At 71.7% G+C, this 21412-nt stretch carries 15 protein-coding genes, 1 other RNA gene and 1 pseudogene; 9 read left to right on the top strand and 8 right to left on the bottom strand.

Annotated elements, in window-relative coordinates; translation table 11 throughout:
• Positions 1 to 90: 90 nt before the first annotated feature.
• Together ABEB03_RS07335 and ABEB03_RS07330 are read left to right on the top strand one after the other, a co-directional pair.
• The gene (locus tag ABEB03_RS07335) at positions 91 to 1554 is read left to right on the top strand and encodes an ABC transporter permease (RefSeq protein ID WP_345643075.1); all 1464 of its coding nucleotides are present in this window, start codon (positions 91 to 93) and stop codon (positions 1552 to 1554) included.
• 138 nt (positions 1555 to 1692) lie between these two features.
• Positions 1693 to 2478, top strand: coding sequence for an ABC transporter ATP-binding protein (locus ABEB03_RS07330; protein WP_345643071.1), 786 nt, complete (start codon positions 1693 to 1695; stop codon positions 2476 to 2478).
• A gap of 40 nt (positions 2479 to 2518) precedes the next feature.
• Here ABEB03_RS07330 and ABEB03_RS07325 read toward each other — a convergent pair whose 3' ends face one another.
• Entirely contained in the window at positions 2519 to 3526 is a 1008-nt protein-coding gene (locus ABEB03_RS07325) for an aldo/keto reductase (RefSeq protein WP_345643066.1), read from the bottom strand.
• Positions 3527 to 3586: 60 nt separating this feature from the next.
• Complete coding sequence (locus ABEB03_RS07320; protein WP_345643064.1) at positions 3587 to 3910, bottom strand: nuclear transport factor 2 family protein; 324 nt, start codon at positions 3908 to 3910, stop codon at positions 3587 to 3589.
• A 134-nt stretch (positions 3911 to 4044) separates the two neighbouring features.
• Between ABEB03_RS07320 and ABEB03_RS07315 the strand changes: the two genes are divergently transcribed.
• The 3 genes from ABEB03_RS07315 (at position 4045) to ABEB03_RS07305 (ending at position 6524) form a co-directional block, all read left to right on the top strand.
• On the top strand, positions 4045 to 4602 hold the full coding sequence (locus tag ABEB03_RS07315) for a DoxX family protein (protein WP_345643061.1): 558 nt from the start codon (positions 4045 to 4047) through the stop codon (positions 4600 to 4602).
• A gap of 86 nt (positions 4603 to 4688) precedes the next feature.
• Complete coding sequence (locus ABEB03_RS07310) at positions 4689 to 5027, top strand: MazG-like family protein (RefSeq protein ID WP_345643058.1); 339 nt, start codon at positions 4689 to 4691, stop codon at positions 5025 to 5027.
• Positions 5028 to 5201: 174 nt separating this feature from the next.
• The gene (locus tag ABEB03_RS07305; protein WP_345643055.1) at positions 5202 to 6524 is read left to right on the top strand and encodes a hypothetical protein; all 1323 of its coding nucleotides are present in this window, start codon (positions 5202 to 5204) and stop codon (positions 6522 to 6524) included.
• A 70-nt stretch (positions 6525 to 6594) separates the two neighbouring features.
• Here ABEB03_RS07305 and ABEB03_RS07300 read toward each other — a convergent pair whose 3' ends face one another.
• Complete coding sequence (locus ABEB03_RS07300) at positions 6595 to 9969, bottom strand: pyruvate carboxylase (protein ID WP_345643051.1); 3375 nt, start codon at positions 9967 to 9969, stop codon at positions 6595 to 6597.
• Positions 9970 to 10576: 607 nt separating this feature from the next.
• On the opposite strand from ABEB03_RS07300, the gene lat reads away from it, so the two are divergent.
• The 3 genes from lat (at position 10577) to ABEB03_RS07285 (ending at position 15745) form a co-directional block, all read left to right on the top strand.
• On the top strand, positions 10577 to 11917 hold the full coding sequence (lat, locus tag ABEB03_RS07295) for an L-lysine 6-transaminase (RefSeq protein ID WP_345643048.1): 1341 nt from the start codon (positions 10577 to 10579) through the stop codon (positions 11915 to 11917).
• 79 nt (positions 11918 to 11996) lie between these two features.
• Positions 11997 to 13550: an aldehyde dehydrogenase family protein gene (locus ABEB03_RS07290; RefSeq protein ID WP_345643045.1), complete on the top strand. Its 1554-nt coding sequence runs from the start codon at positions 11997 to 11999 to the stop codon at positions 13548 to 13550.
• Positions 13547 to 15745 carry a thiamine pyrophosphate-dependent enzyme gene (locus ABEB03_RS07285; RefSeq protein ID WP_345643042.1) on the top strand — a complete coding sequence of 733 codons (2199 nt, stop codon included), beginning with the start codon at positions 13547 to 13549 and terminating at the stop codon, positions 15743 to 15745. The genes ABEB03_RS07290 and ABEB03_RS07285 overlap by 4 nt, the downstream gene beginning before the upstream one ends.
• A 164-nt stretch (positions 15746 to 15909) precedes the next feature.
• Here the strand turns inward: ABEB03_RS07285 and rnpB are convergent.
• From rnpB to ABEB03_RS07260, 5 genes and pseudogenes are all read right to left on the bottom strand, one after another.
• An RNA gene (gene rnpB, locus ABEB03_RS07280) (RNase P RNA component class A) lies at positions 15910 to 16315 on the bottom strand.
• A 118-nt stretch (positions 16316 to 16433) separates the two neighbouring features.
• A pseudogene (locus tag ABEB03_RS45300) lies at positions 16434 to 17150 on the bottom strand (DMT family transporter); the annotation flags it as partial.
• An 88-nt stretch (positions 17151 to 17238) separates the two neighbouring features.
• A complete protein-coding gene (locus ABEB03_RS07270; protein WP_345643036.1) occupies positions 17239 to 18090 on the bottom strand; it encodes an AraC family transcriptional regulator in 852 nt (283 codons plus the stop codon).
• 118 nt (positions 18091 to 18208) lie between these two features.
• Complete coding sequence (locus tag ABEB03_RS07265; RefSeq protein WP_345643031.1) at positions 18209 to 18787, bottom strand: Uma2 family endonuclease; 579 nt, start codon at positions 18785 to 18787, stop codon at positions 18209 to 18211.
• A gap of 184 nt (positions 18788 to 18971) precedes the next feature.
• Positions 18972 to 20402 carry an RNB domain-containing ribonuclease gene (locus tag ABEB03_RS07260; protein ID WP_345643027.1) on the bottom strand — a complete coding sequence of 477 codons (1431 nt, stop codon included), beginning with the start codon at positions 20400 to 20402 and terminating at the stop codon, positions 18972 to 18974.
• A 109-nt stretch (positions 20403 to 20511) separates the two neighbouring features.
• Between ABEB03_RS07260 and yaaA the strand changes: the two genes are divergently transcribed.
• A complete protein-coding gene (gene yaaA, locus ABEB03_RS07255) occupies positions 20512 to 21312 on the top strand; it encodes a peroxide stress protein YaaA (RefSeq protein ID WP_345643024.1) in 801 nt (266 codons plus the stop codon).
• Positions 21313 to 21412: the final 100 nt, after the last annotated feature.

Genomic DNA, 21412 nt, shown 5'->3' with positions numbered 1-21412 from the left:
TCGCACATCTCATGCTCAGCCCCGCTCAAAGGTTCCTCCATAGCTTGTGGCCGCGCCCACAGCGGGCGCCAAGAACCTTTGAGGAACGGGATGTTTGGCATCTATCTCAAGCGTGAGCTGAGCCGGCGCAAGAAGGCGGCGCTGGTGATCGCCCTGGGTCTGGCGCTCGGTATCGCGCTGGTCATCACCGTCAACTCGGTGTCGGCCGGCATGCAGCAGGCGCAGGACAAGGTCCTGAAGTCGCTGTACGGCCTCGGCACCGACATGACCGTCACCAAGGCCAGGTCGGCGCCCTCCGGCAGTGCCTCGGACCGGCCGAAGTTCGACTTCGACGCCAAGTCGGACAGCAGCAAGAAGCAGAGCTCCGACCGGGTGATGACGCAGGGCGGTCAGGCCCTGAAGTCCTCGCTCGTCGCGAAGGTCGCCGCCCAGAAGGGCGTAGCGAACGCGGTGGGCGCGCTGAGCCTGAACGTCACCAAGGTCGACGGCTCCTTCACCCAGGGCAAGGCGAAGTCGGGCACCACCCAGCAGCAGGGCGGCCCCGGCGGCGGCCAGAGCGGCGACACCGGTGCGCCCCAGGTGCAGGGCGGCGGCGCGTCCTTCGACGTGAACTCGTACTCCGTCGCGGGCGTCGACGTCACCGACCAGGACCTCGGCCCGCTGGCCACCTCGAAGATCACCACGGGGGCGACCTTCACGGCCGCGCAGACGAACGCGAAGGTCGCGGTGGTCAGCAAGTCGTACGCCAAGGAGAACAAGTACAAGGTCGGCAAGACCCTGAAGATCTCCGGCACCACGTACACGATCATCGGGATCGCGACGCCCGACAGCAGCGACTCCACCACCGACGTGTACCTGCCGCTGAAGCAGGCGCAGACGCTGGGCGACGCGAAGAACCAGGTCACCACGATCTACGTCAAGGCGACCGACTCCCAGCAGATCGACACCGTCAAGGCGACCATCCAGAAGAACATCTCGGGCACCACGGTCACCACCTCCGCGGACCTCGCCGACACCGTCTCGGGCTCGCTGTCGACCGCCTCGAACCTGGCGACCAGCGTCGGCAAGTGGCTGTCCGTCGCGGTCCTCGTCGCCGCGTTCCTGGTGGCCGCGCTGCTCACCTCCTCCGCGGTCAGCCGCCGTGTCCGTGAGTTCGGCACCCTGAAGGCGCTCGGCTGGCCGTCCCGCAAGGTCACCCGGCAGGTCGTCGGTGAGTCCGTCGTCAACGGTCTGCTCGGCGGCGCCCTCGGTATCGCGCTCGGTCTCGGCGCGGCCTACGCGGTCACGGCGATCAGCCCGAAGCTGACCGCGGAGCTGGGCTCCACCGGCGGCATGGGCGGCGGCATGGGCGGCCCCGGTGGCGGCGGCCCCGGCGGTCAGGCGGCCTCCGCGGCGAAGAACACCCTGGAGATCGCGCTGTCCGCGCCGGTCTCGGCGACCACCATCGCGCTCGCCGCGGGCCTCGCCATCGCGGGCGGCCTGGTCGCCGGCGCCATGGGCGGCTGGCGCGCCTCCCGGATGCGTCCCGCGGACGCTCTGCGCAGCGTCTCCTGACCGGCCCCGGGCCACCACCCGAACCGGGGCGCCGGTCTCCTGGCCGGTCCCCCGGGCCTCCCGAACCGGGGCGCCGCGTCCGTTCCCCCCGGGCCGCGGCGCCCCACCCCTTCCTCTTCTGCACCTTCGGAGAACCTCATGTACAAGCTCACCGGCGTCACCAAGCGCTACACGCGGGGCAAGGACACGGTGGAGGCGCTGCGCGGCGTCGACCTCGCCATCGAGGACGGCGACCAGCTCGTCATCCAGGGCCCCACCGGCGGCGGCAAGTCCACCCTGCTCCAGATGATCGGCGGCCTGGACCGGCCCTCCGCCGGCAGTGTCGAACTGGACGGCGTGGACCTCGCCTCCATCAGCGAGGCCAAGCTCACCCGGCTGCGCGCGGAGAAGATCGGCATCATCTTCCAGGCGTTCAACCTCATCCCGACGCTGACCGCGCAGGAGAACGTCGAGACGGCCCTCGTGCCGCTCGGGGTCAAGCCCGCCGAGCGGCGCGAGCGGGCCGCCGAGGCGCTGCGCTCGGTCGGTCTGGGCGAACGCCTCGCGCATGTGCCGTCCGAGATGTCCGGCGGCCAGCAGCAGCGCGTCGCCATCGCCCGCGCGCTGGTCAAGAAGCCGAAGGTGCTGCTCGCGGACGAGCCGACCGGCAACCTCGACGAGGGCACCCGGGACGACATCATGGGGCTGCTCGAAGGGCTGTGGCACGAGTACGGACTGACCTTCGTCATGGTCACCCACGACTCGTCCATCGCCCGTCGCGCGCCGCGGCTGGCGACCATCGAGGCCGGCCGGATCACCCTGACCGAGCGGGGCGGCGGCCGCGCCGCCGCCCCGCAGCGGCAGGCGCCGCACGGGGTCGGGCACGCGGGGCAGCCCGGTCTGCCGCAGTACGCGCAGCAGCGGTACGACGGCCGGGGGGACTGATCCCCCCGGCTCCCGGACCGGTCCCGGCGGCGTGGGCCGCTCAGCGTCCCAGCAGCCGGTCCACCTCGGCCAGCTGTCCGGCGGTGAGCGGCCCCTCGGCGATCGCGCCCGCGTTCTCCTCGGCCTGGGCCACCGAACGGAACCCCGGGATCGGGACGGTGCGGGGGCTGCGCGCCCACAGCCAGGCCAGGGCGCCCTGGGCGAGGGTCCGGCCGCCGCTGGTGAGGATCTCCCTGAGGGCGTCGACCCGGGCGAGCCATTCCGGGTCGGCGCCGTGCCGCTCCGTGAAGCCCGGCAGCCAGGCGGGCGGCGCATTGCGGATGTCGCCCGCTTCCAGTGCGCGTCCCGCCGTGTGCTTCCCTGTCAGCAGGCCCATCGCCAGCGGGCTGCGGTTGATGCTGGCGAGCCCCGACTCCTCGCAGAGCAGCAGCAGTTCGGGCGCGTCCTGGAGGACGTTGAGCCGGTGCTGCACGGCCGCGCAGTGCTCACCCTCGGCGAAGACGGCCGCGCGCGCGGGGTCGTCCGTGCTCCACGCGTAGCCGCGGATCAGCCCTTCGCATACGAACTCCTCGCAGACGTCACGGAGTTCGGCTCCGCGCTCCGGGTCGGCGTCGGACAGGTGCAGCTGGTACAGGTCGACGTAGTCGGTGTCCAGGCGGCGCAGTGAGGCCGTCAGCGCGCGGCGGGCGTAGGCCGGGGAGTCGTCGTTGCCCGTCAGCAGCCGGCGCTCCTCGTCGACGACGTTGCCCCACTTGGTGGCGACGACCACGTCGGCCCGCCGCTTGCCCAGAGCACGCGCGAGCACACGCTCGCTGTGGCCCGCGCCGTACGCGTCGGCCGTGTCGAAGAACGTCACTCCGAGGTCGAGGGCGCGCCGCACCGCCCGTACGGACTCCTCGTCGTCGACCTTGCCCCAGCCCAGGGGCTGCCCGTCGGGTGTCGCCCACTCGCCGCCGATGGCCCAGCAGCCGAAACCGAGGGCACTGACCTCGATCCCGGCACGGCCCAGCGTCCGGGTCTGCGTGCTCTGCTTCTCGATGCGCTCCATGTCCCGCGACGCTAGGAGTTGGAGCGCACGCCAAGGCAAGTATCCGGCGGGTAAGGGCCGTTATGCCTGGCCGGTCTCGAAGCGGGAGATCTTGCCGTCGTCGACGGTGAACCTCCACTTCGTCTTCATCTCGCCCCAGGTGTCGTTGCTGTAGCGGGCGATGAGGGCGCGACCGCCGTCGGACTCGTTGTCGACGTCCATGTGGCCGTGGGTGGAGAAGATCTCCCGGTCGGTCCAGTCGTCGAGGTCCCGGTCGGAGCCGTCGTCGGACATCGTGGCGCCGGGCGACAGGACTGCCTTGAAGGCCTCACGGTCGTGGGCGTTCACGGCGGTGACGAAGGCCCGGACGGCCGGGTCGCTGAGTTTCGCTACCTGAATCGTCATGCCAGACAGAGTCACACCGGTCCCTGCGGGCCGCCACCCGAACGGCGGCCCGGGCACGCCGCGGGCCCGGGTTCGGTGCGACGGTGGGGACACGGGAGGGACTGTTGCCACCGCCGTCTGCCCTGGGAGTCACCGTGACCTGTACCGGCACCTGTGCCGACCGAACCGATCTGGGACTGCTGCTGCTCCGTCTGGGGACCGGTGGGGTGCTCGCCGCGCACGGCACGCAGAAGCTGTTCGGCTGGTTCGGCGGGGGCGGTCTGGAGGGGACCGGCGCCGCCATGGAGACCATGGGCTATGCGCCCGGGAGGGCGAGCGCGACCGCGGCGGGACTGGCGGAGGCGGGTGGCGGCACGCTGCTGATGCTGGGCCTCGCGACGCCCGCGGCCGGTGCCGCCGCGGCCGGCGCGATGGCGGGCGCGGCGGCGGTCCACATGCCGAACGGGTTCTTCGCGAACAACGGCGGCTACGAGTACGCGGCCTCGCTCGGGCTCACCGCGGCAGGCCTCGCGGTGACGGGCCCCGGCCGGCTGTCCCTGGACCATCTGCTGCGTCACACGGTCAACCGCGGCTGGATGGTGCCGTTGGCGCTCGGCGCGACGGCGGCCGTGACGGCCGTGGTGGTGGGCGCACGGAACAAGCGGGTGCGCCGGGCCGCGGAGGGCGAGCAGGAGACGCTGTTCGACGAGTAGCCGCGGGCCGTACGCCCGCACGGTGCGGCGGCGGGCCTCGCGGGGGCGGCGCCCGCTCCCCGGACAGGCTGCGGGAAGCTGATCCCATGACTGACGAAGAGGTCTGGGGCACGATCGACGGCCTGTACGCCTGGCTCGACGCGAACAGGCCGGTCGACGGCGCCGACGGCCTGCTCCTGCGCATCCTGAAACTGTCGGAGGAGGTCGGCGAGGTCGCCCAGGCGGTGATCGGCGCGACGGGCCAGAACCCGCGTAAGGGGACCACCCACGGCTGGGACGACGTCCAGTCGGAGCTGTGCGACGTCGTCATCACGGCACTGGTGGCGCTGCGCACGCTGACGCCGGACACGCGCGAGGTCTTCGCCGCCCATCTGGCGAGGGTGGCGCACCGGTCGCTCGGCGGGGGCACGGCTCCCGCGACCTGACGCCGTCCGAATCTGTTCACCGTTCAGACGTGCGCGCGCAGCGTGGAGTTGGCGGGCGCGGCTGAGCCTTCTCGTCGACATCTCGTCGACGAAAGGGTCCCAGTGCAGGACTACCTTCTCCCCTCAGGCCGCCGGGCGGTCGCCGTGCTGGGCGGAGTGCTCACGCTCGCCGCCATGAGTATGGGAAGCCAGGCGCAGGCGGCGAGTTACGGCACCCCGAGCCTCACGCTCTCGGCGTCGTACCTGTCCGGCGCGGTGGGCGCCAGTGGGGACCCGGTCGTGAACGTGACGGTCGCTCAGAGCGGTGCCGACGCGGGCGCGCTCACCGTCACGGTGACCAGGAGCAGCAAGACCTCCGTGGCGACGGCGACGGACGCCACCGTCACCGGAACCGGCGCCACCCGGCAGGTCGCCGTCGCCGCGCGCGGCCGCGGCTACACCGACCTGACCGTGCAGGTGACCGGCGTGGACGGGCAGACGGCCACGAAGACCCTGCACTACGCGGCGTCCGCCGCCGTCCAGCGGGCCGCGGACAGCCGCTACCTGACCGGTTCGAGTGACGCGTCCGCCGCCGTCGACGTGGGCGGCGGCTACGCGGTCGTCGCGGACGACGAGTCCAACACCCTGCGCCTGTACGACCGTTCGGCGTCCGGGGCGCCCGTCAGGACCTGGGACTTCAGCTCCCGGATCGGTGTCTCCAAGGAGATCGACATCGAGGGCGCCGCGCGCGTCGGCGACACCATCTACTGGACGGGCTCGCTGGGCAACAACAAGGACGGCGAGTACAAGTCGGCCCGCAACACGGTCTTCACGACCAAGGTGGCCGGGTCCGGGGCGTCCACCGCCCTGACGTACGGCGGCTCGTACGCGAAGCTCCGTGACAACCTCGTCGCCTGGGACAAGGCGAACGGCAACCGCTACGGCTTCGCGGCCGGCACCGCCACAGGGCAGATCCCCAAGCAGATCGACGGGTTCAACGTGGAGGGCCTGGAGTTCGCGCCCGGCTCCACGACGACCGCGTACCTCGGCTTCCGCGCGCCCCTCGCCCCCGCGGTCCCCGGCGGCAAGGCGCTCCTCGTGCCGGTCACGAACATCGACAAGATGGTGGGCAGCGGCGCGTCGGCGGTCTTCGGCACGCCGATCGAGATGGACCTCGGCGGCCTCTCGGTCCGTGACATCCGCAAGAACGCAGCGAACCAGTACCTGATCGTCGCCGGTTCCTGGGCCGCCGACGACAACTCCGACCCGTACGCCCTCTACTCCTGGGACGGCGACCCGGCCCACGCCCCGGTCAAGCGCCTCGATCTGCCGACCTCGGACCCGGGCGGCTGGGAGTCGGTCGTCGACGTCCCCGACCTCGGCGTGCCCGGCGCCCGCGCCCAGCTGATCACCGACGACGGCTCCGCCGACCTGTACGGCGACGGCGTCGAGGCCAAGGACCTCACCCACCCCGAGTGGAAGAAGTCGCGGGCCACCTGGTTCACGGTCACCGGCTGACGCGGCACGAGCGCACCGGCACGGGAGAGGTCTCCGGTGCCGGTGCGCTCGTGTTCCCGCGGTGGTGCGGTCAGCCGATCTCGACGAGGAGGTCGCCGCCCTCCACCTGCTGCACCTTGTTGATGGCGAGCCGGGACACCGTGCCGGACCGCCCGGCGGTGATCGCCGCCTCCATCTTCATCGCCTCGATCGTGGCCACCGTGGCCCCGGCCTCCACCTGGTCGCCCTCGGCGACCACCAGCGTCACCACTCCGGCGAACGGGGCGGCGACATGGCCGGAGTTGCCGCGGTCGGCCTTCTCGGTCACCGGGACGTCGGAGGCGGCGGCGGTGTCGCGGACCTGGATGGGCCGCAGCTGGCCGTTGAGCGTCGACATCACCGTGCGCATGCCGCGTTCGTCGGCGTCGCCCACCGCCTCCAGCGCGATGAGCAGCCGCACACCGGGCTCCAGGTCGACGGCGTACTCCGTGCCGGGGCGCAGACCGTAGAAGAAGTCCTTGCTCTCCAGCACACCGGTGTCGCCGTAGTTCTGCCGGTGCGTCTCGAAGTCCCGTGTCGGGCCGGGGAACAGCAGCCGGTTGAGCGTCGCGCGGCGGTCCTTGTCCAGCGCCGTACGGTCCTCGGCGCTCAGCTCCTGCACGGGCTTGGGGTCGGCCCGGCCCTGGAGGGCCTTGCTGCGGAACGGCTCCGGCCATCCCCCGGGCGGGTTGCCGAGCTCGCCGCGCAGGAAGCCGATGACGGAGTCGGGGATGTCGAACCGGTCCGGTGTCTCCTCGAACCGGTCCGGCGACACCCCGGCGCCCACCAGGTGCAGTGCCAGGTCGCCGACCACCTTCGACGACGGGGTGACCTTCACCAGCCGGCCGAGGATGCGGTCGGCGGCGGCGTACATCTTCTCGATGTCCTCGAAGCGGTCGCCGAGGCCCAGCGCGACGGCCTGGGTCCGCAGGTTGGACAGCTGTCCGCCGGGGATCTCGTGGTGGTAGACGCGCCCGGTCGGCGAGGCGAGGCCCGCCTCGAACGGGGCGTAGACCCGGCGCACGCTCTCCCAGTACGGCTCCAGGTCCCCGACCGCCTGGAGGTCGAGTCCGGTCGGCCGCGCGGAGTGGTCGGTGGCGGCGACGATCGCCGACAGCGACGGCTGCGAGGTGGTGCCCGCCATCGACGCCACCGCGCCGTCCACGGCGTCCGCCCCGGCCTGGATCGCGGCGAGGTAGGTCGCGAGCTGGCCGCCCGCGGTGTCGTGCGTGTGGACGTGCACCGGCAGGTCGAACTCGCGGCGCAGCGCCGAGACGAGCGTCGCCGCGGCCGGGGCGCGCAGCAGGCCCGCCATGTCCTTGACGGCCAGGACGTGCGCGCCGGCGGCGACGATCTGCTCGGCGAGGCGGAGGTAGTAGTCGAGGGTGTAGAGCTTCTCGGAGGGGTCGGACAGGTCCGAGGTGTAGCAGAGGGCGACCTCGGCGACGGCCGTCCCGGTCTCGCGTACGGCCTCGATGGCCGGCCGCATCTGCCCGACGTCGTTCAGGGCGTCGAAGATCCGGAAGATGTCGATGCCGGTGGCCGCGGCCTCCTGGACGAACGCGTCCGTCACCTCGGTGGGGTACGGCGTGTAGCCGACCGTGTTGCGTCCGCGCAGCAGCATCTGGAGACAGATGTTGGGGACTTCCTCGCGGATGGCGGCGAGCCGCTCCCACGGGTCCTCGGCGAGGAAGCGCAGGGCGACGTCGTAGGTGGCGCCGCCCCAGCACTCCAGGGACAGCAGCTGCGGCAGGGTGCGTGCCACCACCGGGGCGACGGCGAGCATGTCCTTGGTCCGAACGCGGGTGGCCAGCAGCGACTGGTGCGCGTCGCGGAACGTGGTGTCCGTGACGCCGATGGCCGGCGACTCGCGCAGCCACCGCGCGAACCCCTCGGGCCCCAGTTCGGTCAGGCGCTGCCGGGAACCGGCGGGCGGCTCGCCGGCGGGCAGCGGGGGCAGTTTGGTGACGGGGTCGATCAGTTGGGGCCGCTCGCCGTGCGGCTTGTTCACGGTGACGTCGGCGAGATAGGTGAGCAGCTTGGTGCCGCGGTCGGCGGAGTGGCGTGCGGTGAGCAGCTGCGGGCGCTGCTCGATGAACGACGTCGTCACCCGCCCTTCCCGGAAGTCCGGGTCGTCCAGCACCGCCTGGAGGAAGGGGATGTTGGTGGCGACGCCGCGGATGCGGAACTCGGCGACCGCGCGCCGGGCACGGCCGATCGCGGCCTTGAAGTCCCGGCCGCGGCAGGTGAGTTTGACGAGCATCGAGTCGAAGTGTGCGCTGATCTCGGTACCCGCGTGGGTGGTGCCGCCGTCCAGGCGGATGCCCGAGCCGCCGGGCGAGCGGTAGGCGCTGATGCGTCCGGTGTCGGGGCGGAAACCGTTGGCCGGGTCCTCGGTGGTGATACGGCACTGGAGCGCGGCACCGCGCAGGGTGATGCTCTCCTGCGACAGCCCGAGGTCGGCCAGGTTCTCGCCGGCCGCGATACGCATCTGGGCCTGGACCAGGTCGACATCGGTGACCTCCTCGGTCACCGTGTGCTCGACCTGGATGCGCGGGTTCATCTCGATGAAGACGTGGTTGCCGTCGCGGTCGAGCAGGAACTCGACGGTGCCGGCGTTGCGGTAGCCGATCTCGCGGGCGAACCGCACCGCGTCGGCGCAGATCCGGTCCCGCAGTTCGGGGTCGAGGTTCGGCGCGGGCGCGATCTCGATGACCTTCTGGTGGCGGCGCTGGAGCGAACAGTCTCGCTCGTAGAGGTGGATGACGCCGCCCTGCCCGTCGGCGAGGATCTGCACCTCGATGTGGCGGGGTTCGACGACGGCCTTCTCCAGGAAGACCGTCGGGTCGCCGAACGCGGACGCCGCCTCGCGGGCCGCCGCCTCGATGGCGTCGCGCAGCGACGCGGGGTCCTCGACGCGGCGCATGCCGCGCCCGCCGCCGCCCGCGACCGCCTTGACGAACACGGGGAAGCCGACCTCGTCCGCGGCGCGGACCAGTTCGTCCACGTCGGTGGAGGGCGCCGAGGAGCCCAGCACCGGAACGCCGGCCGCGCGGGCGGCGGCCACGGCGCGGGCCTTGTTGCCGGTGAGTTCCAGGGTGTCGGCGCTGGGGCCGACGAACGTGATGCCCGCTTCCTCGCACGCGCGGGCCAGGTCGGGGTTCTCGGACAGGAACCCGTATCCCGGGTAGACCGCGTCCGCGCCCGCCCGGCGCGCGGCCCGGACGATCTCCTCGACGGAGAGGTAGGCGCGCACGGGGTGCCCTGGCTCACCGATCTCGTACGCTTCGTCGGCCTTGAGCCGGTGCAACGAGTTGCGGTCCTCGTGCGGGAAGACGGCGACGGTTCTCGCGCCCAGCTCGAAGCCGGCCCGGAACGCGCGAATCGCGATCTCACCGCGGTTGGCGACCAGCACCTTGCGGAACATCCTTGGATCCCTTCAGCCTGCCGGTGACGCCCCCCATCGTGTCGATGCGGGCCCCCCGGTGCCATGTAACTCGCGTCACTCGGGTGGGGCACATCCGGATATGACCACCCGGATCACCCGGATCGCGGGGTGCGACCGCCGAGGGGACGTGACGTTGTCTGCCGCGCGACGGCCGGCGGGGGCCGGATCGAGCGGTACTTCCGGGTGCCTACCCGGTTTTCCGCGCCGCATGATCGAGATTTCGGTGCGTGCGGGCCGGCATGACGCGGGCGCGGGCTCGGCGAACACCAGCCTGCCCCTTTGACCGCACACCCGGGCGGTGACCTGCGGCGGCGGCTCCTGCCGCGTGGCGAAGTGCCGCCGCAGCCCGGGGTGGGGTGCGTACCCGTACCGGTCGAGGCAGTGGGCGATCCGGTCGGACCAGACCCGCGTTCCGTCGGTGCGGAAGATCGCGGGCACCACCCCGCCGGGGGCAGGCGCGACGCATCCGCATCTACCGCTGCACGAAGCCTTGCAGCCTCGACCGCCCCATATCTAAAATATTTTCGCTGATTCTCGCGTTCAACGAAGTTTCTTCGGTAGACGGCTATCGAGAGTAGGTGCCTCCATGACGGTTGCCGCAGTGTCGACAGTCCACCCCGACGAGGTGCACGAGAGGCTCGGCCGACATGTGCTGACCGACGGTTTCAAGCTTGTGCTCGACCTGCTCGACAGCCAGGGCTCGTGGATCATCGACGCGCGCACCGGTGCGAAGTTCCTCGACCTCTACTCCTTCTTCGCGTCCGCCCCGCTGGGGCTCAACGCGCGGGGCATCGTGGACGACCCGGAGTTCATGACCCTCCTCGCACAAGTGGCGGCGAACAAGCCCGCCAACCCCGACGTCTACACCACGCACTACGCCGAGTTCGTCGAGACGTTCGCCCGGGTGCTGGGCGATCCGGACCTGCCGAGACTGTTCTTCGTCGAGGGCGGGGCGCTCGCCGTCGAGAACGCGCTCAAGACCGCGTTCGACTGGAAGAGCCGCCGCAACGAGGCCGCAGGCCGCTCCCCCGAGCTCGGCACCAAGGTGCTCCACCTTCGGAAGGCGTTCCACGGCCGCAGCGGGTACACCCTCTCGCTGACCAACACCGAGCCCAACAAGACGGCCCGCTTCCCGAAGTTCGACTGGCCGCGCATCGACGTACCCGCGGTGCGCTTCCCCCTCGAGCGCCACCTCGCCGAGGTCGAGGAGGCCGAGCGAGAGGCCCTCGCGCAGGCGCGGCAAGCGTTCGAGGACAACCCGCACGACATCGCCTGCTTCATCGCCGAACCGATCCAGGGCGAGGGCGGCGACAACCATATGCGCCCGGAGTTCCTGCAGGCGATGCAGGCGCTCTGCCACGAGTACGACGCGCTGTTCGTGCTCGACGAGGTGCAGACCGGGGTGGGGATCACCGGCACCACCTGGGCCTACCAGCAACTCGGTCTCGAGCCGGATATCGTCGCCTTCGCCAAGAAGGTCCAGCTCGGCGGCATCATGGCCGGCCGCCGGGTCGACCAGGTACCCGACAACGTCCTGCGGGTCTCCGGGCGGATCAACTCCACCTGGGGCGGCGGACTCGTCGACATGGTCCGGGCCCGACGCATCCTGGAGATCATCGAAAGGGACGACCTGGTGGCCAATGCCGCTGCCGTGGGAGCGTGGTTCCTGACCGAACTGCGTGATCTCGAAGTCCGGCACACCCCGATGGCGGCCAACGCGCGAGGCCGCGGACTGATGTGCGCCATCGATCTGCCCGACGGCGCCGTGCGCGACGACGTGGTGCGCAGGCTGCGAACCGAGGAACAGGTGATCGCATTGCCGTGCGGTGAGCGTACGGTGCGCTTCCGCCCTGCCCTGTCCATCACCCGGGACGATCTCGGGTTCGCCCTGCGGGCCCTCGACAGGATCCTCGCCGGTCTCCACTGACCCGTACCGGACGAGCCCGTACGACCCGACCCCGTACCAGCCACCCCAGCCCAACCCACCCGAAAGGCAGGGCAAATACATGGCCCGTACCGTCGCCTCGATCGTGGCCGGCCATCCGGTCGCCGGCGCTCCCGGCGGGACTCTGCGGCGCCCCAATCCCGGTCGTACCGCCGAAGTGGTCACCGAGGTCTCTCTCGGGGACGCCTCGACCTTCGTCGAGGCCGCCAGGGCCGCGAAGGCGGCTCAGCGGTCCTGGGCGGACGTCCCGGCGCCGGTGCGCGGGTCCGCGATCGGAAAGATCGGCCGGCTCGTCGAGGCGAACAAGGACCGGCTCGCCCGCATCGTGACCGAGGAGATCGGCAAGCCGCTGGCCGAGGCACTCGGCGAGGTCCAGGAGATCATCGACACCTGCGACTTCTTCCTGGGCGAGGGGCGCCGGCTGTACGGGCAGACGGTGCCCTCGGAGATGCCGGACAAGCAGCTGTTCACCTTCCGCAACCCCATGGGCGCGGTCGCTGTGATCACCGCCGGCAATTTCCCGGTGGCCGTGCCGTCCTGGTACCTCGTACCGGCGCTCGTGACCGGCAACACCGTGGTGTGGAAGCCCGCCGAGTACGCCGCCGCGAGCGCCAAGGCCCTCTTCGAGCTGTTCGTGCACGGAGGGGGCTTGCCCGACGGCGTTCTCAACCTCGTCCTCGCCGACGGGGAGCAGACATACGCCGGTTTGGAGGCCTCCCTCGACGCCGGCCTGGTCGACAAGGTCGGCTTCACGGGGTCCACGCTCGTCGGCCGGAAGATCGGCGCCCTGTGCGGGAGCCACCTGCAGACCCCGTGCCTGGAGCTGGGTGGCAAGAATCCCCAGGTGATCACCCCGAGCGCCCACCTCGACCTGGCGGTCGAGGGGGCGTTGTTCTCCGGGTTCGGCACCGCGGGGCAGCGCTGCACCTCCCTCGGGACGCTCATCGTGCACGAGTCGGTGCACGAGGAATTCCTCGCCCGCTTCGACGCCGCGAGCCGCGCGGCCCGGATCGGCGACGCGTTCGAGGACGTCCTCTACGGCCCGATGCTCGACGAGCGTTTCGCGCAGCGCTACGAGACCTTCCTCGGCTGGATCAAGGACCACCACCGCACCCACGGCTCCGACGGCATCGGGCGGATCACGGCCGACAACCCGCGCAAGGGCTTCGTCGGGGACCCCGAGGCGGGCATGTTCTACCACCCGGTGATCGTCGACCGAGTGCGCCGCGACGACGACCTGTTCCTCAACGAGACCTTCGGTCCCATCGTCGGAGTGACGACCTACCGGGACTTCGATGAGGCCATCGATCTGGCCAACGCCCATGGCTACGGATTGTCCGCCGCGATCTACACCAACGATCCGCACGAGGTGTGGACGTACCGGCGCGGCATCTCCGCAGGCATGGTCAGCGTCAACAACACCACCTCCGGAGCCGAGGCCCACCTTCCCTTCGGCGGCAACGGCAAGTCGGGCAACGGCAGTCGACAGTCGGGGCAGTGGGTGCTCGACCAGTTCACCCGCTGGCAGTCCATGAACTGGGACCACTCCGGTCGTCTGCAGAAAGCGCAGATGGACGTGGCCGCGCTCGAGCCCGACCTGTCCTTCCGCCTGTGAGCGCCGTCGAGGACCTGGAGCGGCACTTCCGCGAGTCGGTAGCCGGTCCACGGTCTGCGGACACGGCGATCCCGCTGCGCGACGCCGGCGGACTGGACACCGGCACCGCACTGGACCTGTTCGACGCACAGTCGGAGAGCCGGCACACCGACGCCGCCGCACGCTGGATGCAGCAACAGGGCCGCGGTTACTACACCATCGGATCGAGCGGGCACGAGGGCAACGCCGCACTCGCCCTCGCCCTGCGCGCCACCGACCCGGCGCTACTGCACTACCGATCCGGCGCCTTCTACTGCGCCCGCGCCCGGCAGGCCGGCGGTGTCGACGCGGTCAGGGACATGCTGCTGGGGGTGGCCGCCGGGGCCGAGGAGCCGATCGCCGGTGGACGGCACAAGGTATTCGGGCGGCACGAACTGGCCGTCGTCCCGCAGACGTCGACCATCGCCTCCCACCTGCCCCGGGCCGTCGGCGTGGCATGGAGCATCGCCCGCGCCAAGCGCCTCGGCACCGAGTGCGCCTGGCCCGACGACGCCGTGGTCTGCTGCACCTTCGGCGACGCCTCCGTGAACCACTCCACGGCCGCGGGCGCCATCAACAGCGCCTGCCACGCGGCCTACCAGGGCCTCCCGATGCCGATCCTGTTCGTCTGCGAGGACAACGGCCTGGGCATCAGCGTCCCGACACCGCACGACTGGGTGCGGCAGGCCTACGGCAGCCGGCCTTCTCTCACCTACTTCGCCGCGGACGGCTGCGATCCGCAAGCCGCCTTCGCCACCGCGCGCGAGGCAGTGACCCACGTACGCAAGAACCGGCAGCCCGCCTTCCTGCACCTGTCGATGGTGCGTTTCCTCGGCCACGCGGGCTCGGACGCCGAAGCCGCCTACCGCACGCCGTCCGAGATCGCCGCGGACCTGGAACGTGACCCGCTGCTGGCCACGGCCCGGCTGCTCACAGCGGCCGGCATCCTGTCACCGCAACAGGTTCTCGACCGGTACGACGAGGTGAGCGGACGGGTGTTCGCCGTGGCCAAGGAGGCCCTGGAGAGCGAGCCCCTGACCACCGTCGCGCAGATCACTGCCCCCATCGCACCCCGCCGCCCCGACCTCGTGGCGGCTACGGCACGCCGTACCACCGAACCACCCACAGCCCCCGTGGGCGAGCCCGTCACATTCGCCCAGGCCATCACCAACACACTCGCCGACCTGCTCGGCAGCCACCCGGAGATGGTCGTCTTCGGCGAGGACGTCGGCCGCAAGGGTGGGGTCTACGGTCTGACGCGGGGCCTCCAGCGGCGTTTCGGTACCGCGCGGGTCTTCGACACCCTGCTCGACGAGCAGTCCGTCCTCGGCCTCGCGCTGGGGGCAGGCCTGTCCGGACTACTGCCGGTTCCCGAAATCCAATACCTCGCCTACCTGCACAACGCCGCAGACCAACTGCGAGGCGAGGCCGCCACGCTCCAGTTCTTCTCCCAGGGCCAGTACCGCAACCCCCTTGTGGTCCGCATCGCCGGCTACGGCTACCAGCGCGGCTTCGGTGGCCACTTCCACAACGACAACGCGCTCGGCGCCCTGCGCGACATCCCCGGCCTGGTCATCGCCTCCCCCTCCCGCCCCGACGACGCGGCGGCGATGCTCCGCACATGCGTGGCGACCGCGAAGGTGGACGGCACGGTCAGCGCCTTCCTGGAGCCGATCGCGCTCTACCACACGCGAGACCTCCACGAGGAGGGCGACAACGCCTGGCTGGCGGCATACCCGCCCCCCGCAGCCCACGTACCGATCGGCCGGGCCCGCACCTACGGCACAGGCACAGACCTGACCCTCGTGACCTTCGGCAACGGCCTCCCCATCTCCCTGCGAGCCGCACGCCGACTGGATCGAGAGGGCATCGCCGGCCGGGTCGTCGACCTGCGCTGGCTGGCCCCCCTACCGCTCGACGACCTGCTGCGGGAAGCCCGTGCGACGGGACGCGTCCTCGTGGTCGACGAGACCCGCCGTACGGGAGGTGTGTCGGAGGGAGTCGTGACCGCCCTGGTCGATGCCGGATTCACCGGGGCGATCAGACGGGTCACGAGCGTGGACAGCTTCGTCCCGCTGGGGAAAGCAGCTCAGTTGGTACTTGTGTCGGAGGCGGACGTCGAGCGCGCCGCGACCGAGATGCTCTCCGCAGGCCCCAGTACTCGAAGTGATGGCTGATCAGGCGGCAGTGGGCACCGGTGGCTTCGAGGTGCTCACAGATAATGCGCGAGCGCCCTCGACCGATCCGACCGTGCTCGGCCGAGCGCGGGCAAAATGAGGGATGCGCCCAACGCGGAAAAGGCCCCACCCAGGCCAAAAGGCCAGGTCAGATCCTTGAGAGGCAGACGAGTCGGGCTGTACGCCGGGTTCTGTCGCCCGGTCGCCTCGCGGCGGCCGGGGAGACGGCCATCCATCTAGGACCGGCGTTGCCGCCGGCCTCGTGCGGTCTACCCGCGGACTCGGGCGGGCAGCCCTCGAACGTCCGCGCAGAGCCGCCTTTCACAGCGGCTCCTCTTGACCTTGCTCCGGGTGGGGTTTACCTAGCCGCCTGAGTCACCTCAGGCGCTGGTGGTCTCTTACACCACCGTTTCACCCTTACCGAGGGCCGAAGCCTCCGGCGGTCTGCTTTCTGTGGCACTGTCCCGCGGGTCACCCCGGGTGGCCGTTAGCCACCACCCTGCCCTGTGGAGCCCGGACGTTCCTCGGGAAGGTCCACAAGGACCTCCACGCGGCCGTCCGCCCGGCTCGTCTGCCGTGCCGACCATGGTACCGGGCGGGCGGGGCGCCGAGGACCGGCGGTCGCCGTGGCCAGGACCGAGCCCGCCAGGATGAGGGCGAAGGCCGCGAGGACGCCGGGGGTCAGGCTTTCGTCGAGGAAGACGGCGCCGGCCGCCACCGCGACCGCAGGGTTGACGTACGTGATCACCGTCGCCCTCGTCGGGCCCGCCTCCTTGATGAGTTCCAGGAAGGCGACGAAGGCGACCGCCGTGCAGACGACGCCCAGGCCGGCGAGGGCGGCCAGGACCTGCCCGGACGGGACCGTGTCGGGCCGGGTGGCCGCCGCGGCGGGGGCGTAGACCAGCGCCGCGAGGGCCAGGCAGGGCGCCGTGAGGTGGAGCGACGGCACGTCCTTCAGATGGCGGGCCGCGATCACCGGTGCCGTCGCGTAGCCGACGACCGTGAGCAGCACCTCGGCCAGGGAACGGGCGTCGCCGCCGGTCAGGTGCGGGACGGTGAGGACCGCGACGCCGGACATGCCGAGGGCGAGGCCTGTGACGCGGCGGGCACCGAGCCGTTCCGTGTCGCCGAGGAGGCGGGCGGCGAGCACGCCGACGATGGGGACGCCCGCGATCAGCAGACCCGCCGTGGAGCTCGACAAGTGGCGTTCGGCGTCGGTCAGGGTCCACCAGGGGCCGATGATCTCGATGCACGCGAACGCCAGCATGGGGCGCCAGTGGTTGCGGACGTTGCGGGCCAGGCCGCCCTGCCGTATCGCGAAGGGAAGCAGTAGCGCGGCGCCGAGCGCACAGCGCGTGAACACCACCGCGGACGGGGACACGGCGTCCACCGCCACCTTGATCATCAGGTAGGGGATGCCCCAGACCACTCCCATGAGGGAGAAGAGAAACCAGCCGCGTGCAGTCATGCGGGCAGTTTCGGCCGCCGGTCCCTCAGGAGTCTTGAACGCTGTTGCGGTACGCCGTCGCCGCCACGCTCGCCCGGTACGCCGCCGGCGTCACGCCGAGCACCCGCCGGAACCAGCGGGTCAGGTGCGCCTGGTCGGCGAAGCCCACGAGCGGGGCGACCTCGGCGGGGCGCAGCCCTGAGTCCAGCAGCCCGCGGGCGCGGTTCACCCGGTACTGGGCCAGCCAGGCGTACGGCGGTATCCCCGTGGCCGTGCGGAAGGCGCGCAGCAGTTGGTAGCGGGACAGGCCCAGGTCGGCGGCGAGCGCGGCGAGCGAGGGGGGTTCCTGGAGTTCGTCGGCCAGGCGGTCCCGTACCGCGCGGGCGATGTGGGCCGCCCCGGTGACCGTGTCGCACGCGGCGCGGGCCGTGGAGTGGCGGCGGGCGAGGCCCGTGAGCAGCCAGGGGAGGACGGATTCGGCTTCCAGGGGGTCGGGGCAGGCGCTGAGTTCGGTGTGGGCGGCGCGGAGCGCGGCGGCCAGCTCGGGGTCGTCGAGGAGCGGCTCGCGGAAGTGCGGGAGGCCGCCGAGGGTGCCGTCGGCGAGCAGGGAGGGCTCGGCGTACAGGGCGCGGTAGGCGTAGCCGTCGGTGGCGTTGCCGGGGCCGCCGGTGTGCATCTCGCCGGGCGCGAGGACGACGATCGAGCCGGGCCCGGTGCGGATGTGGCCGCCGCGGTAGTCGATGATCTCGGACCCGCCGACGCAGACGCCGATGGTGAACTCCTCATGGGCGTGCGGGGCGTAGACGTGCCGGTCGAACCGGGCGGTCAGGAGGTCGAGCGGCGGCCCGCAGCGCCCCAGCCGCGCCCTGGTCCACAACGCCTGCTCCCGTCCGCCCACCGCGCACCTCCCTGGCGGGTGCAACGCCTGGAGGACCCGTTTCCATGCCGCGGGCGGGTGGCCGGACCGCGGCACGGACGAACGGGGCGGGCCGCTGTGCGGAAGGCCGCGCGGGCGGTCAGAGGAAGTCCGACGTGTCCAGTTCGAAGGCGAAGGGCTCCGGGAGGGAGAGGGGCTTGCCGAGGGGAAGGGTGCAGTGCCGTCGGTAGTCGTCGTTCTCCGGCTCGCCGAACAGTGTGATCGCGGAGGCGTCGCGGTCGACGAGCAGGTAGAGGGGGATGCCGCCGCGGGCGTAGCACCGGCGTTTGGCCTCACGGTCGACCTCGGGCTTCGTCGACGTCACTTCGAGGACCATGGCGACGCCCTCGCACGGCATCCATGAGTCGGCGCCCCGGTAGAGCCGCAGCTTCGCGGGGGCGAACGTGCCGTCCGGGATCACATGATTCTTCGGGCAACCGCCCCCGCTCCGCAATTTCAGGCCCTTGTTCCCCGAGAAATCCATGTCGGTGCGGGACCGCCTGATCACTTGTTTCATGATCCGGTTGATGTAGTCCTCGTGATCCCCGTCCGGCGGCGGTGTCACAACGATCTCCCCCTCGATCAGTTCGGCCCGGAACCCCTCCGGGGTGTCGAGGGACAGGAAGATGTCCAGCAGGCCTTCGGCCGGCGTGGTGGGCTCGTGCGCCACGGCAGTCATGTCACGCCCCTCCTTCGGTCGTTCGCCAGACTGGGACACCGGAAGACCACCTGACCATGAGATCGGGAACCGTTCCCTCGATCGTGGCACACGATCCCGGTCCCCGTCAGGAACGCGGGGACACGGCGGGCGGCCGGCTCGACGGGCGACGCCGGCCGTCCCGTGCGGGAGGCCGGCCGCGCGGTCACGCGGGCGCGAACTCCACCTTCGCCGTGCCCGGGTCCGCCTGGGTGAGGCGTACCCGCAGGCGTTCGCCCAGGGGGAGTTCCGTCGTACCCCCGGCGATCCGGGCGAAGACCGCCGGGGACTCCAACTGCACTGTCCCGACGGTGGGTTCGTCGTCCCGTACGTCGACCACACAGGCCTCGAAGAGGTCGCCCACGCGATCCTTCAGCAGCGCGGCCTCCACGATGTCGACGCACTCGCGCTCCACGGTGCCCGCGCGCCGGGTGCCCTCCGCCATCACCTCGGGGAGGTCGTCGAGGGCAGCGAGGACCCACTCGGGTGGCGGCCGGTCCGCGGCCGCCGCGAGGCACAGCTCCGACGCGTACCGGTCGGCGAGCCGACGCAACGGGGCCGTGCAATGGGCGTAGGGGGCGGCGACGGCGGAGTGGATCGTGGTCTCCGGTCGGACGCCGTCCCGGAACACGGTGTAGCCCGCGCCGCGCAGCAGTGTCGTGCACTCCTGGAGGAAGGCCGCGTGGTGCGGCCAGTGCGGGTCGAGGGAGCGGATCAGCTCCGCGTACGAGACATGATGCGGCCAGCGGATGCGCAGGGCCTTGGCCGTGCGGCGGAGCCGGCCCACCGCGCCGTCGGGTGCGGTGGGCAGCGTTCGCAGGATCCCCGTGCCGTGCGAGAGCATCAGCTCGGCCGCCGCCATGCCGGTGAGCAGGGAGAGCTGCGCGTTCCAGCTCTCGGCGGGGAGCGGGGCGCGGTAGACGAGTTCGTACGTCCCGTCCTCGTCGACGATCTCCTGTTCGGGCACGTCGAGCGAGATGCCGCCGCGCTCGGCCTCCAGCCGTTCGCGTGCCTGCCCGATGTCCTTGAGGAGGGCCAGGGACTCCTCCGCCCTCCCCTCACCGATCTGCTTCTGCGCATGCTTGTAGTCGAGCCGGGCTCGGCTGCGTACGAGGGCGCGGTGGACGTCGGTCGCCGTCGTACGGCCTTCCGCGTCGAGGTCGATCGTCCACAGGACGGCCGGACGGATCCGGTCCGGGAGCAGGCTGGCGGCGTCCTCGGACAGGGCTGCCGGGTGCAGCGGCACCCTCTCGTCGGGGAAGTAGAGCGTGGTCACGCGCCGGTGGGCCTCGGCGTCGAGGGGGCCGCCGGGGGCGACGAAGGCCGCGACGTCGGCGATGGCGTACCGGACGCGGTAACCGCCGCGCCGCCGGGACAGGTGCATCGCCTGGTCGAGGTCCATGGAACCCGGCGGGTCGATGGTGAACAGGGGGATGTCCGTCGCGTCGTCGGAGGGCAGCCGGGGAGCGTGCCCGGCCTCCTCCAGGACGTCGGGCGGGAAGCCTTCGGGCACACCCAGCTCGGTGCGCAGCGCGCGGAGCGCGGCCCGCAGGGGAGCCTCCGGTGCACCGGTGACGCGCATGTGACGTCGGGGCATGGGTCGAGCGTAGGACGAGCGCCACCGGGCGGCACTCCGGGCGCGGAACGGTGGGCCCGGCACCCTTTAGGCTGGCGCGGGGCCACACCACCGTTAGGAGAACACCACCGTGCTCGTGCTGCTGCCGCCCTCCGAAGGCAAGGCCCCCTCCGGCAGGGGGGCCGCGCTGAAGCTGGAGTCGCTGTCCCTGCCCGGTCTCACCGAGGCACGGCAGGCGGTCCTGGACGAGCTGGTCGACCTGTGCGCGGGCGACGAGGAGAAGGCCCGCGAGGTCCTCGGGCTGAGCGAGGGGCTGCGCGGCGAGATCGCGAAGAACACGGAGCTGCGCGCCGCGGGGGCCCGGCCGGCCGGGGAGATCTACACGGGTGTCCTGTACGACGCCCTGGACCTGGGTTCGCTGGACGCGTCGGCCAAGCGGCGCGCGAGCCGCTCGCTCCTGGTGTTCTCGGGGCTGTGGGGCGCGGTCCGGGTGACCGACCGCATCCCCTCGTACCGCTGCTCGATGGGCGTGAAGCTGCCGGGGCTCGGGGCGCTCGGCACGCACTGGCGTACTCCGATGGCCACCGCGCTGCCCGAGGCGGCCGGCGACGGGCTCGTCCTGGACCTGCGTTCCTCCGCGTACACGGCGGCGTGGAAGCCGAAGGGCGAGGTGGCGGGGCGGACGGCGACCGTGCGGGTGCTGCACGCGCAGCTGGTCGACGGGGTGGAGAAGCGCTCCGTCGTCAGTCACTTCAACAAGGCGACCAAGGGCAGGATCGTGCGCAGCCTCCTCGGCGCCGGTATCGCGCCCAAGGGCCCGGCGGAGCTGGTGGAGGCCCTGCGGGACCTCGGGTACACGGTGGAGGCGGAGGCACCCGGCCGGGCGGGCAGGCCGTGGGCGCTGGACGTGGTGGTGAGGGAGATCCACTGAGCCGGGCCGCGGCGCCGCCTCGCGCCGGGTAGGGCGGGGCACGCCTCGGCGGCGTCTCGCGCCGGGTGGACACGACAGAATTGCAACATGCGCAACGACC

The sequence above is a fragment of the Streptomyces siamensis genome (assembly GCF_039543605.1).
Classification (GTDB): Bacteria; Actinomycetota; Actinomycetes; order Streptomycetales; family Streptomycetaceae; genus Streptomyces; species Streptomyces siamensis.
Note: the sequence above shows the minus strand (reverse complement) of the source record. Positions and strands in the feature narration are given on the sequence as shown.